Source organism: Pantoea dispersa (assembly GCF_014155765.1).
Classification (GTDB): Bacteria; Pseudomonadota; Gammaproteobacteria; order Enterobacterales; family Enterobacteriaceae; genus Pantoea; species Pantoea dispersa.
In genome coordinates this window covers 304,921-317,293 of sequence record NZ_SCKT01000003.1, presented here as the reverse complement: position 1 = coordinate 317,293, position 12,373 = coordinate 304,921, and the positions used below count along the sequence as shown (strand labels likewise).

Below are 12,373 nucleotides of genomic sequence, written 5' to 3'. Positions count from 1 at the left end.
ACCCTGTGGCAGGCGTTCGATCGCTTCCGCGCCGCCCATCCGCAAGCCGGCTTGCGCCGCCTGCACTTCATCAGCTGCGAAAAATACCCGCTGACCCACGCCGATCTGGTGAGCGCGCACGCGCACTGGCCGGAACTGGCCCCGTGGGCCGGACAGCTACAGCAGCAGTGGCCGCTGGCCCTGCCCGGCTGTCAGCGCCTGCTGTTCAATGGCGGCGAGGTGACGCTGGATCTGTGGCTGGGTGATATTAACGCGCTGATTGATACTTTTGATGACAGCCTCAACGGCCAGGTTGACGCGTGGTTTTTAGATGGCTTCGCGCCGGCGAAAAACCCGGAGATGTGGACGCCTTCGCTGTTCGCCGCCATGGCGCGGCTGGCGCGTACCGGCGGCACCTTCGCCACCTTTACCTCGGCGGGCTTTGTGCGGCGGGGCTTACAGCAGGCCGGGTTCAGCGTGGCGAAGCGTAAAGGCTTCGGCCACAAGCGTGAAATGCTGACCGGCGTGCTGGACAGCGTCCCCGGGCAGCTATCGGCTCAGCCGTGGTATGCGCGTCCGCAGGCCGCCAGCCGCGAGGTGGCACTGATTGGCGGCGGCGTGGCCAGCGCGGTGCTGGCGCTGGCGCTGCTGCGGCGTGGCTGGCAGGTTACGCTGTACTGCGCCGATGCCGCCCCGGCGCTCGGCGCATCGGGTAACCGTCAGGGCGCGCTTTATCCGCTGCTTAACCAGCACGATCCGGCGCTCGCCACGTTTTTCCCGGCGGCATTCAGCTTTGCCCGCCGCCTGTACGATGCGCTGCCGGTGATGTTCGAACATCAGTGGAGCGGCGTGCTGCAGCTCGGCTGGGATGCCAAAAGCGCGGAGAAGATTGCGCAGATGCTGAGCATGGATCTGCCGCACGAGCTGGCGCACGGCGTCAGCCCGCAGCAGGCTCAGCAGCTGGCCGGCGTCGATCTCGACTGCGGCGGCATTTTCTATCCACAGGGCGGCTGGCTGTCGCCGTCACAGCTCACCAGCAATCTGCTGGAGTATGCCCAGACTCAGGGGCTGCGCATGCACTGGCTGCATCGCGTGACGCAGCTGGTCCGCCAGCAGGCAGGCTGGACGCTGCAGTTCGCCCAACAGCCTGCGGTAAGCCATCAGCAGGTGGTGCTGGCCAACGGCCATGCGCTGCAGGCGATCGGGCAAAGCCGCGATTTGCCGGTGTATGCGGTGGCCGGTCAGGTCAGCCATGTGCCGACCAACGCGGCGCTGAACCCGCTGCGCACCGTGCTGTGTTACGACGGCTATCTCACCCCGGTCAGCCCGAACTTTGCCACGCACTGCATCGGTGCCAGCTACCATCGCGGTGAGACGGTAACCGCTTTCCGCGCCGACGATCAGCAGGAGAATCGCCAGCGGCTGATTAACTGTCTGCCGCAGGTCAGCTGGCCGACGCAGGTTGACGTCAGCGCTGGTGAAGCGCGCAGCGGCGTGCGCTGCGCCACGCGCGATCACCTGCCGATGAGCGGCAGCGTGCCGGATTACGCGGCGACGCTCAGTGAGTATGCGGATCTAGCGGCGCAGCGCGCGCGCGGCGAGCAGATTGCGGAAGCGCCGGTGCATCCCGGCCTGTTCGTGCTTGGCGCACTGGGGTCGCGCGGACTGTGCAGCGCACCGCTGGCGGCAGAAGTGCTGGCGGCGCAAATGAGCGGCGAGCCGCAGCCGCTGGACAGCAGCACGCTGGCGGCGCTGCATCCCAACCGTTACTGGGTGCGCAAATTGCTGAAAGGGAAAAAGGCAGGACGCTAAAGCGCGGGGCGAGCGATCGCCCCGGCCAGTCAGGCAGTGAGGCGCGCCTGGGTAAACAGGTTATCCCACATGCCCACCACCAGCGCCTGGTCGCGCGGCGACAGCTCACCGGCGGCGATGGCGTTTTGCAGGCTGTTGGTGACCTGAATCTGCAGCGCTTCCGGCGTGTGTTCGCCGCTCTGCTCAATTTCCGCTACTGCCAGCGTCAGATGGCCACGCAGATAACCGCTGGCAAACAGTTCGTCGTCGCTGGCGTGTTCGACCATATCGTCAATCAGCGCCAGAATGCGGGACTCGAATTCTACGATCATCTTCTCATCATCCTTCATTTATCGGAGTGCGGCTCACAGATCTTCCGGCCACGGAAACTGTGCCGCCGTCAGTGCAGGCGTACCATAATAGCTGGCTAACGCATCAATAAAGCGCGCCGGACGCGCCGGAATGCCGTGCTGCAGATAATGCATCACCTGCGCATGCACCTTGCGCTGAAACGCGATGCGATCCGGTTCACAATCGCCGTCGAGATTGTCACAGCTGACGTTGAAGGGAAAGCCGGCTGCCACACAGAACAGCCACTCCAGCGCCTGCGGCTTAATCTCCACCGCTTCAAACTGGCCCTGCGTTTGCGCATCGCGCCCGTCCGGGCAGTACCAGTAACCAAAATCCACCAGCTTACGCCGCGCTTCACCGGCAATGCACCAGTGCGAAATTTCGTGCAGCGCGCTGGCGTAAAAGCCATGGGCAAACACCACGCGGTGCCACGGTGAGGTGTCATCCGCTGGAAGATAAATAGGTTCATCATCGCCTTTAATTAGACGCGTCTGAAAATCGTCAGCAAAGCAGCCGTCAAAAATCTCCACCAGCTGCTGATAATGGTGCTCTTTACTCATAATATTTTAATCTTTAAACAAACCGCCGCCATTGTCGCACTGGCGGCCGGTTTTGACGAGTGCGGATTACAGTGCGGCAAACCAGGCGAGAATGACACTGCCGTGGCTGTCCCACAACAGCTTAGCGCTCATCACGGCAGACACCGTCACCACCATCGGGCGAATCAGCTTCTGACCGCGGCTCAGCACCAGCCTGGCGCCGAGGCGTGCGCCAATAAACGCCCCCAGCAGCATAATCACGCCGGTGCCCCACACCACCTTGCCGCCGAACATAAAGAACAGCAGACTGGCGAAGTTGGAGGTGAAATTTAGGATTTTGGCGTGGGCGGTGGCTTTGGCCAGATTGAAGCCGCAAAGCGTGACGAAGGCCAGCGCATAGAACGAGCCGGCACCCGGGCCGAAGAAGCCATCGTAAAAGCCGACGCAGCCGCCGCCCACCAGCGCAAACGCCAGGCCGTGCAGGCGCTGCTCGCGATCGGCCTCGCCAAGACGTGGCATCAGCAGGAACCACAGCCCGATGCTGATCAGCAGCAGCGGCAGAATCTGGCGCAGTATCTCAGCCTGAATATGCTGAATCAGCAGCGTTCCGCCAATCGCGCCGAGAAAGGTCATGGCGATATTCAGCCGCTGCTCGCGCAGTTTCACCGCGCCGCGCCGCACAAAATAGAGGCTGGCCGAGAAGGAGCCACCGACCGATTGCAACTTGTTGGTCGCCAGCGCCTGCGCCGGCGAAAGACCGGCCGCCAGCAGCGACGGCACGGTTAGCAGACCGCCACCGCCGGCGATGGAATCAATAAAGGCCGCCAGCACCGCGACCAGAAACAGCACGCCAAGTACCACCGGGCTGACAACAAACAGATCCATCTCAGGTTCCTACAGTAGATGCTTATCAAGTAACGCCTGGCAGGAAGGCGGCAACGGCGGCGGCGACTTCTTCACCGGCGGCGTAGTGCCCGGCTTCTTCGGCAGGAACCAGCTCTCCAGCTCTGCGCCGCAGCCATCGCCCGGCGGCGGTGGCGCCTGATCTTCACACTCCAGGCTGCCCGGCGGACAGCGCAGGCGCACGTGCATGTGTGCCCGGTGGGCGAACCACGGTCGCACTTTGTGGAGCCACGCACGATCGCTACCGGCATCGGCACAAAGCTGCTTTTTAATCGCCGGATTGACGAAGATGCGCGTGACGTCGTCATCTTTCGCCGCCAGCTTGATCAGGCTGTCGATCTGCGGCTGCCAGTGCCGCGCAATCACCTGGCGGTCGTCCGGCCCAACCAGATCGAGCGGCTGCGGCTTCAGCAGCTGCTGTGCCGTCCAGCGGCTCTGCGGCAGCTGCAGCCAGATATCCACGTCGAGACCGGTCTGATGGCTGGCGTGGCCGCTGCTAAAACGTCCGCCGGCGGCCATGCCCATATCTCCAATCAGCACCTGGCCCAGCTGCAGCTGATGCGCCTGGGTGCTAAGGCGCTGGATAAAGGCGATCAGGTCCGGATGGCCGTAATAACGACGCTGATCCTGACGCATCACCTGATAATTAGGCGAGTTGAGCGGCAGCTGCTGCGCCCCGACGATACAGCCGTTGGCAAAGCTGCCGATGGACTGCGGGCTGCCGGCAATCGGTTGATGGATTTGCTGCCACGGCGTGGCAGCCAGGCTGACCGCACTGCACAGCAGCGCGGCAAGGGAGAGAAGCAGGCGGCGTATCATGCGGCTTACCAGCGCGGGACGCTGCTGTTGACGTCAGCGTTCTGCCCACGCTGGCGCAGCAGGTGATCCATCAGCACAATCGCCATCATCGCTTCCGCGATCGGTACCGCGCGGATGCCGACACAGGGATCGTGACGGCCTTTGGTGATCATCTCCACTTCCGCGCCGTCGCGGGTGATGGTGTTGCCCGGCACGGTGATGCTGGAAGTGGGCTTCATCGCCAGGTTGGCGCTGATGGTCTGGCCGCTGCTGATCCCGCCGAGAATGCCGCCGGCATGGTTGCTTTGAAAACCATTGCTGCGGATTTCATCACGGTGCTGACTGCCGCGCTGGTTGATTACCGCGAAACCATCACCGATCTCCACGCCTTTCACCGCGTTGATGCTCATTAGCGCGTGCGCCAGATCGGCGTCAAGGCGATCGAACACCGGCTCACCGAGGCCCGGCGGCACGTTTTCGGCCATCACCGTGACTTTGGCACCGATGGAGTCACCCTCTTTTTTCAGCGCGCGCATCAGTTCGTCCAGCGCATCGAGTTGGTCGGCATCGGGGCAGAAAAACGGGTTATCTTCCACGATACTCCAGTCTTTCAGCTCGCAGGCGATGTCGCCAATCTGCGCCAGATAGCCGCGCACCACGATACCGTGCTTCATCTGCAGATACTTTTTAGCAATGGCACCGGCCGCTACGCGCATGGCGGTTTCGCGGGCCGAGGAGCGGCCGCCGCCGCGATAGTCGCGCAGGCCATATTTCTGTTCGTAGGTGTAATCCGCATGGCCGGGACGGAACAGATCTTTAATCGCGCTGTAATCCTGCGAACGCTGGTCGGTGTTTTCAATCAGCAGACCGATGGAAGTGCCGGTGGTGACACCTTCAAACACGCCGGACAATATCTTCACCTGATCCGGTTCGCGACGCTGGGTGGTATAGCGCGAAGTGCCGGGACGACGGCGGTCAAGATCGTGCTGAATATCGGCTTCGGTCAGCGGGATGCCGGGCGGCACACCATCAACAATGCAGCCAAGCGCAATACCGTGCGACTCGCCAAAGGTGGTAACGCGAAAAAGTTGTCCGATGCTGTTTCCGGCCATGGGGGTTCCTTGTTGCGATGTTGCGGGCGAGCGCTCGCCCCGATTTTTAGTCTTTATAGAATGAGAAGTGCGACTGCGCTGCGACGATTTGATCGCGCGTCAGCATGAACACGCCGTCACCGCCGTTATCAAACTCCAGCCAGGTAAAAGGCACGTCCGGATACTGCTCCATCATGTGCACCATGCTGTTACCGACTTCGCAAATCAGCACGCCCTGCTCGCTGAGGTAGTCCGGCGCGCAGGCCAGGATGCGGCGCACCAGCTTCAGGCCGTCGCTGCCCGCGGCCAGACCGAGCTCCGGCTCGTGGCGATATTCGTTCGGCAGGTCGTCCATGTCTTCGGCATCGACGTACGGCGGGTTGGTGACGATCAGGTCATATTTAACCTGCGGCAGATTGCGGAACAGATCGGCGCGAATCGGCGTGACGTGATGCAGCAGGCCGTGCTCTTCAATATTCTGTTCAGCCACGGCCAGCGCGTCGGTGGAGATATCGACGGCATCCACTTCCGCTTCCGGGAAGGCGTACGCACAGGCGATGGCGATACAGCCGCTGCCGGTGCACATATCGAGAATGTGGCGTGGCGCTTCGTTGATCAGGCCGGCAAAGCGGTTTTCGATCAGCTCGCCAATCGGTGAACGCGGCACCAGCACGCGCTCATCGACGTAGAATTCATGGCCGCAGAACCAGGCTTTGTTGGTGAGATAGGCCACCGGAATGCGCTCGTTAACGCGACGGATGACGCGTTCCACGATGCGGTGACGTTCGCTGGCGGTCAGACGCGCGTGGCGCATGTCTTCCGGAATATCCAGCGGCAGCCACAGCGTCGGCAGCACCAGTTGGACCGCTTCGTCCCATGGATTGTCCGTGCCGTGGCCGTACCAGATGCCCGCCGCCGAAAAGCGGCTTACTGCCCAGCGCAGCATATCCTGAATGGTGTGCAGTTCGTTCACTGCCTCATCGACGAAAATCTTGTCCACGTAGCCCTCCGCAGGCCATAAAATCAATCGGCCGATAGTGTGCCATGAAGCCGGGCAGAATTCAGCGCAGCGAGGTGAAAAAGCTGACATTTGTTGACGCTTAGCGGTAAGGTAACGGCCAGACACCCGCCATTTCTGATGATTCACTGAGACATGAGTAAAAAGACGCCGCTAAGCCAGGACGACCAGGCGCTGTTCCGCCAGCTAATGAGCGGTACGCGCCAGCTGAAACAGGATACGATCGTGCACAAACCGGCAGTGAAAAGCCGTGAAGTGCCGCTGAAGCGGCTGCTGTCTGAGCAGGCCGATAACAGCCATTATTTCTCCGATGAGTTTCAGCCCCTGCTCTCCAGCGACGGGCCGACGCGCTATGTACGCGCCGACGTCAGCCATTACGAGCTGAAAAAATTACGGCGTGGCGATTACACGCCAGAGATTTTTCTCGATCTGCACGGGTTAACCCAGCTTCAGGCCAAACAGGAACTCGGCGCGCTGATTGCCGCCTGCCGCCGCGAGCATATTTTTTGTGCCAGCGTGATGACCGGCCACGGCAAGCACATTCTCAAGCAGCAAACCCCGCTGTGGCTGGCACAGCATCCGCACGTGATGGCGTTTCACCAGGCACCCAAACTGTTTGGCGGCGACGCCGCGCTGCTGGTGTTGATTGAAGTCGAAGAGTGGCAGCCGCCGGAATTACCCTGACCGGCAAAGGGACAGCGAGTGGGAAATAAAGTGATCTCTATTATTCCCCAAAATAATTCAGGTTGCAGCAAGGCGGCAAGGGAATGAATCCCCGGGAGCTTATGCGAAGAAGTGCCTGGGATGAAATGACTCAGCCAACGCAGTTGCGGTTTGAGCGCACATCATTCCCCAAAATAATTCAGGTTGCAGCAAGGCGGCAAGGAAATGAATCCCCAGGAGCTTACATCAGTAAGTGACTGGGGTGAATTGACGCAGCTAACGCAGCTGCGGCCTGAAGTATGACGGGGAATTACATGGCTTTGGCTAATTTGGCCGGACTCACCTGCCACGCCAGCTTGCCTTCGCAGGCGTCGGCATCAAACTCCACGCAGGCAATGGCGGAGGTGGCGAACATCGGTGGTGCTTCCTGCGGGCAGAGTTCGGAAACCAGATAGCCGACCAGCGGCAGATGCGAAATCACCAGCACCGCGTGCGCACCCTGCACCGCCAGCGCCTGTAAATGACAGGCGACCATGCCCGGATCGCCGCCTGGCGTCAGTTCTGGCAGCACTTCCTGCCCTTCCGGCAGTTTCAGCGCTTCACGTACCGTGGCGAGCGTTTGCCCGGCGCGCAGATAAGGGCTGACCAGCACCTTATCGATTCCCGGCGTCTGACCATTCAGCCAGCTCGCCATCTGACGTGATTCGTCGCAGCCACACAGGGTGAGAGGACGAACCGCATCACTCGCTGCTTCCAGAGCTGCGTCGCCGTGACGCATGATAAAAACTTGCATAAAGCACCGCTGTTGTTTGTCGATATCGCCGGGTACCACAGCACCAGACGCTTCATTCTGCGAATGAACGCTGTGTTTTACCCCAATGGCTTGAGTATAGTCAACCGGTTGTTTATTAAATAAGCATATCTCAGAATGGTGCCGCGCCAGGCACTGCGCGGCCCCGATTCTAACCCGCTGAATCCGTGCGGCTATTCATGAATGTGCAGAAGTGTAAAAATTCGTTTTCCCTTCTGACATTGCCACTAACGCGTCACAGGGCGTAAAACGTTCGCCGTATTGCTGCATTAATGTACGTAATGTATTGACGATCTCGCCCGCACCACGCTGGTCAATATAGCGGAACGGCCCGCCGAGAAACGGCGGAAACCCGATGCCAAACACTGCCGCGATGTCGCCGTCGCGGGCACTGCGGATCACCGCTTCGTCGAGACAACGTACCGCCTCGTTAAGCATCAGCATCACACAGCGCGTAGCGATCTGCTGCTCGCTCTGTTTCGCCTGGGGTTTTAACTGCAGCAGGCGGTACAGACTGGCATCGGCCTGACGTTTGCGCGGCCAGCGCGTGCGCTGATAATCATAAAAACCTTTCCGGTTTTTGCGCCCTTTGCGATCGTCGGCCAGGATAGCGCTCACCGCCTGCGGCGCGCTGAAGCGTGAACCGTAGGCCTGTTCAAGAATCGGGCTGATTTTGCTGCCGACATCAATACCGACTTCATCCAGCAGCTGCAGCGGGCCGACCGGGAAACCAAATTTCACCAGTGCGCTATCAATGTGTTCAATGGGCTCGCCCTCCAGCAGACAGCGCATGGCTTCATTTATATAGGGCGCGAGAATGCGGTTAACATAAAAGCCGGGACGGTCAGCGACCACCACGGCGGTTTTGCCCTGACGACGCGCCAGATCCACCGTGGTGGCCAGCGTCTGTGCTGAAGTGCCGCTATGCGGAATCACCTCGACCAGCGGCATCTTGTCTACCGGACTGAAGAAGTGCAGGCCGATAACATTCTCCGGGCGCTGCGCGCCGGCGGCGATCTGCGCAATCGGCAGCGAGGAGGTGTTAGACGCAAAGATAGTGTGCGGCTGACAGTGTTCTTCAATCTCGGCCACCATTTGCTGCTTGAGCGCCAGATCCTCAAACACCGCTTCGATCACCAGATCGCGCTGGCGGAAGCCCTGATAATCGGTGCCGCCGCTGATGCGCGCCATCTGCTGCTGGCGTTCCGCCGGCTTGAGCTGGCGCCGTTTCACCTTTTTGCTCAGCAAATCCCAGCTGTACTGCAGCGCGTGGTTAACGCCGTTAAGGTTGATATCGCGGATTCGCACCGGCAGACCGGCTTTCAGCGCGGTGACGCTGGCAATCCCGCCGCCCATCAGCCCGCCGCCCAGCACGCCAATCTGCTGCAGCGGGCGCGGCGGCGCATCCGCCATCGGCTCTTTCTTCAGGGCGGTGGACGCAAAAAACAGGCTGCGTAGTGCGGCCGACTGCGCGGTCATCGCCAGCTCGCCAAACGCGCGCGCTTCCGCGGCGTGACCGGCGGCGCTGCCCTGCTCCAGCCCGATGCGCACCACCTGCAAAATGCGGTCGGTGGCCGGATAGTTACCGTGGGTTTTACCGTCGGTCTGGCGTTTGGCCAGCGTAAACAGCAGCGGACGCGCCAGCGGCCCCTGCAGCAGGCGATCGCGGCGCGACAGGCTGCGTGCGGCGTGCTTTCCTTTATGGACACGTGCCACGGCGGTTGCCAGCAGTATCGCCTGCGGCACCGCATCATCCACCAGGCCAAGCTTTAGCGCCTGCTTAGCGCGCAGCTGTTTGCCGCTGAGGATCAGCGGCAGCGCCTGCTGCACACCAATCAGACGCGGCAACCGCTGGGTGCCGCCGGAACCGGGCAACAGGCCGAGCTGCACCTCCGGCAGGCCAAGACGGGTTTTCTCATCCAGCGAGCAGATGCGCCCATCGCAGGCCAGCGCCAGCTCCAGCCCGCCGCCAAGACAGGCTCCATGAATGGCGGCGACCACCGGGAACGGCAGCGCGGCGATCTCCGCCATCACTTCCTGTCCCTGCCGCGCCAGCGCTTCAGCCTGCTGCGCCGTTTGACAACTGGCGATCATGCTGATGTCCGCACCGGCGACAAAGTTGTCGCGTTTGCCCGAAATCAGCACGATGCCCACCAGCTGCGCATCGCTGCGCGCCTCCGCCAGCACCGCGCGGATTTGCGGCACAAACTCCGCTTTCAGGGTGTTCATCTTTTCGCCCGGAACATCAATGGTGATCACCGCAACGTGATCCGGACGCATCTGTAAATGGAATGCAGATTCGCTCATTATTCGGCCTCCAGAACCATCGCGCTGCCTAATCCGCCAGCGGCACAGGCGGTCACCAGCCCTAAGCCGCCGCCGCGCCGCCGCAGCTCATGCAGCGTTTGCGTGATCATGCGCGCGCCGGTGGCGGCGAACGGATGACCGTAGGCGATGGAACCGCCCAGCACGTTGAAACGCGTCTCGTCGACTTCGCCCAGCGCGCGATCGCGCTTCAGCACCTCGCGCGCAAAGCGTTCATCATTAAACAGCCTGAGGTTGGCCAGCGTCTGCGCGGCAAAGGCTTCATGCATGTCGATCAGCGTCAGATCGCCGAGGTTAATGCCGGCGCGATCCAGTGCCAGCGGTGATGCGTAAGCCGGTCCGAGCAACATGTCCTGCCAGACATCAATCGCGGCAAACGCATAGCTGCGCAGGTAACCGAGCGGTGTAATGCCCAGCTCACGCGCGCGCCCTTCGCGCATCAGAATCAGCGCCGCCGCGCCATCGGTCAGCGGCGTGCTGTTGGCCGCGGTGACCGAGCCGTGGCGACGGTCAAACGCCGGACGCAGCTTTGCATAATCCGCCGCACTGGCGTTAAAGCGAATGTTGTTGTCCTGCTCAATCGGTGCTTTCCACGGCGGCACAAACGCCGGCATCACTTCCTGTGCCAGCACGCCGGATTGCCAGGCCTGCGCGGCACGCTGGTGCGAGCGCAGCGCCAGCGCGTCCTGCTGCTCACGCGTAATACCGTGCGTTTTGGCCATCTGCTCGGCGGTGTCGCCCATGCGTAAACCGGTGGAGTATTCCGCCACTGCCGGCGGCACCGGCAACAAATCGCGTGGGCGCAGGCGGCGTAAGATGTGTAATTTTTTGCTCAGGGTGCGGGCTTTGTTGAGATCAACCAGCGCGCGCGCCAGCGTTTTGCTGACGCCAATCGGCAGCACCGAGGAGGAGTCAGCGCCACCGGCAATACCCGCATCAATGGTCCCGGCCATCAGGCTTTCCGCCACGTTGGCCACTGCCTGAAAGCTGGTGGCGCAGGCGCGGCTCACGCTGTAGGCATCGGTGTGCACGCTCAGTCCGCTGCTCAGCACGATTTCACGCGCGATGTTGGGGGCTTCCGGCATCTGCACCACCTGGCCGAACACCAGCTGATCGATCACCTCCACCGGCAATTCGCTGCGCGCCATTAATTCGCTGACCACCATGCGCCCCAGCTCCAGCGCCGGAATGCCATGAAAGTCGCTTGCCTGGCGGGCAAACGGGGTGCGTAATCCGTGGGTAATGGCGATACGTTCGCCCTGACGCGTCAGCAGCGGCTGCGCTTTGCTCATTGCACTCACCTGTAATTTACGACCTGAGCATCATTGCCCAACAGGTCTGACCTGATCATCAGTGTTAACCAGGTGTTGCTAAGTCGCCAATAACAGAAGAAAAAAAGTGCGAGGAGTAACACGAAAAAGAGGCAACGCTGCCGAAAAAGCGGGTCGGCAGCGGCGGGATTAGCGTAAGCCGAGCTGGAAAATCAGGGTTTCGGCCTGGCAGGCAAAGGTGAAATCGACGTCCAGGCGCACGCCGTCTGCTTCGTCGGTAAAGCGCGAGTGAATCTCGCACGGATCGGACTCGACCTGGCGCGCTTTGGCGCTCAGCTCGGCCAGCATTGCTTCTGCCGCCTGACGGTCAGCGAACACGCCTGACCAGCTGGCACTGCAATCGGTATTGTCCATCACGGTGCCCACGTCAACGCAGCAGCAGGCTGCCGTTTCGTTCGCACTACAGTTTCTAATGGCATCAGTCATGTTTTTCTCCTGACGATAAATCAACACTATCGGATCATTTTCTGCTGCAAAGTGTACGCCGGATGCCACGTCGCGGCTATCTTCCGCCCGCTAAGTGACGAATATCACACTAAAATTTGATCCAAAACAAATTTGACTCGCTATGCTGGAGCAGAACCGCAAGGATTTTGTTAAGCAGATCTGATTTTATCGATCAAAGCAGAAATATTTTAAAAACAATATTGCAACAAATACACAGGTCGGACCTATACTCGTCGCACTGGTCTGATATGTGTCTGTATCGTCAGTCCCTACAATCCGCCGTCCTTTGTTACGCGACGTAACTACGTTTAATAATAATTTAGATG

The 12,373-nt window shown here is 60.8% G+C and carries 12 protein-coding genes; 2 read left to right on the top strand and 10 right to left on the bottom strand.

Features of this window, described 5'->3' with window-relative positions:
* On the top strand, positions 1 to 1,791 hold a 1,791-nt coding region (gene mnmC / locus H7K56_RS11545; protein WP_259395397.1), incomplete at its 5' end, for a bifunctional tRNA (5-methylaminomethyl-2-thiouridine)(34)-methyltransferase MnmC2/FAD-dependent 5-carboxymethylaminomethyl-2-thiouridine(34) oxidoreductase MnmC1.
* Positions 1,792 to 1,820: 29 nt separating this feature from the next.
* Here mnmC and H7K56_RS11540 read toward each other — a convergent pair.
* The 6 genes from H7K56_RS11540 to prmB form a co-directional block, all read right to left on the bottom strand.
* Positions 1,821 to 2,102, bottom strand: a complete 282-nt coding sequence (locus H7K56_RS11540) for a YfcL family protein (protein ID WP_010617478.1) — start codon at positions 2,100 to 2,102, stop codon at positions 1,821 to 1,823.
* 33 nt (positions 2,103 to 2,135) lie between these two features.
* A complete protein-coding gene (locus H7K56_RS11535) occupies positions 2,136 to 2,681 on the bottom strand; it encodes an elongation factor P hydroxylase (protein ID WP_021509161.1) in 546 nt (181 codons plus the stop codon).
* 66 nt (positions 2,682 to 2,747) lie between these two features.
* The gene (locus H7K56_RS11530; RefSeq protein ID WP_058758411.1) at positions 2,748 to 3,545 is read right to left on the bottom strand and encodes a sulfite exporter TauE/SafE family protein; all 798 of its coding nucleotides are present in this window, start codon (positions 3,543 to 3,545) and stop codon (positions 2,748 to 2,750) included.
* 9 nt (positions 3,546 to 3,554) lie between these two features.
* Positions 3,555 to 4,382: a penicillin-insensitive murein endopeptidase gene (gene mepA / locus H7K56_RS11525; protein WP_168715081.1), complete on the bottom strand. Its 828-nt coding sequence runs from the start codon at positions 4,380 to 4,382 to the stop codon at positions 3,555 to 3,557.
* Positions 4,383 to 4,387: 5 nt separating this feature from the next.
* Positions 4,388 to 5,473 carry a chorismate synthase gene (aroC, locus tag H7K56_RS11520; RefSeq protein ID WP_058758410.1) on the bottom strand — a complete coding sequence of 362 codons (1,086 nt, stop codon included), beginning with the start codon at positions 5,471 to 5,473 and terminating at the stop codon, positions 4,388 to 4,390.
* A gap of 46 nt (positions 5,474 to 5,519) precedes the next feature.
* Positions 5,520 to 6,452: a 50S ribosomal protein L3 N(5)-glutamine methyltransferase gene (gene prmB / locus H7K56_RS11515; protein ID WP_104093054.1), complete on the bottom strand. Its 933-nt coding sequence runs from the start codon at positions 6,450 to 6,452 to the stop codon at positions 5,520 to 5,522.
* Between the two features lie 153 nt (positions 6,453 to 6,605).
* Between prmB and smrB the strand changes: the two genes are divergently transcribed.
* A complete protein-coding gene (smrB, locus tag H7K56_RS11510; RefSeq protein ID WP_021509156.1) occupies positions 6,606 to 7,154 on the top strand; it encodes an endonuclease SmrB in 549 nt (182 codons plus the stop codon).
* A gap of 289 nt (positions 7,155 to 7,443) precedes the next feature.
* On the opposite strand, the gene sixA is transcribed toward smrB, so the two are convergent.
* The 4 genes from sixA to H7K56_RS11490 all read right to left on the bottom strand — a co-directional run bounded on the left by sixA (position 7,444) and on the right by H7K56_RS11490 (position 12,026).
* Positions 7,444 to 7,926: a phosphohistidine phosphatase SixA gene (sixA, locus tag H7K56_RS11505; RefSeq protein ID WP_021509155.1), complete on the bottom strand. Its 483-nt coding sequence runs from the start codon at positions 7,924 to 7,926 to the stop codon at positions 7,444 to 7,446.
* A gap of 195 nt (positions 7,927 to 8,121) precedes the next feature.
* Positions 8,122 to 10,251, bottom strand: coding sequence for a fatty acid oxidation complex subunit alpha FadJ (gene fadJ / locus H7K56_RS11500; protein WP_150361566.1), 2,130 nt, complete (start codon positions 10,249 to 10,251; stop codon positions 8,122 to 8,124).
* Positions 10,251 to 11,561, bottom strand: a complete 1,311-nt coding sequence (fadI, locus tag H7K56_RS11495; RefSeq protein ID WP_150361567.1) for an acetyl-CoA C-acyltransferase FadI — start codon at positions 11,559 to 11,561, stop codon at positions 10,251 to 10,253. Before fadI ends, fadJ begins: the two co-directional genes overlap by 1 nt.
* A 168-nt stretch (positions 11,562 to 11,729) precedes the next feature.
* A complete protein-coding gene (locus H7K56_RS11490; RefSeq protein WP_021509152.1) occupies positions 11,730 to 12,026 on the bottom strand; it encodes a YfcZ/YiiS family protein in 297 nt (98 codons plus the stop codon).
* Between the last annotated feature and the right edge of the window lie 347 nt (positions 12,027 to 12,373).

Excerpts from the sequence above, each read along its gene's own strand:
- aroC (WP_058758410.1), bottom strand. The coding sequence starts at position 5,473 with ATGGCCGGAAACAGCATCGGACAACTTTTTCGCGTTACCACCTTTGGC.
- H7K56_RS11535 (WP_021509161.1), bottom strand. The coding sequence starts at position 2,681 with ATGAGTAAAGAGCACCATTATCAGCAGCTGGTGGAGATTTTTGACGGC.
- H7K56_RS11530 (WP_058758411.1), bottom strand. The coding sequence starts at position 3,545 with ATGGATCTGTTTGTTGTCAGCCCGGTGGTACTTGGCGTGCTGTTTCTG.
- fadI (WP_150361567.1), bottom strand. The coding sequence starts at position 11,561 with ATGAGCAAAGCGCAGCCGCTGCTGACGCGTCAGGGCGAACGTATCGCC.
- H7K56_RS11540 (WP_010617478.1), bottom strand. The coding sequence starts at position 2,102 with ATGATCGTAGAATTCGAGTCCCGCATTCTGGCGCTGATTGACGATATG.
- mepA (WP_168715081.1), bottom strand. The coding sequence starts at position 4,382 with ATGATACGCCGCCTGCTTCTCTCCCTTGCCGCGCTGCTGTGCAGTGCG.
- fadJ (WP_150361566.1), bottom strand. The coding sequence starts at position 10,251 with ATGAGCGAATCTGCATTCCATTTACAGATGCGTCCGGATCACGTTGCG.
- smrB (WP_021509156.1), top strand. The coding sequence starts at position 6,606 with ATGAGTAAAAAGACGCCGCTAAGCCAGGACGACCAGGCGCTGTTCCGC.
- H7K56_RS11490 (WP_021509152.1), bottom strand. The coding sequence starts at position 12,026 with ATGACTGATGCCATTAGAAACTGTAGTGCGAACGAAACGGCAGCCTGC.
- sixA (WP_021509155.1), bottom strand. The coding sequence starts at position 7,926 with ATGCAAGTTTTTATCATGCGTCACGGCGACGCAGCTCTGGAAGCAGCG.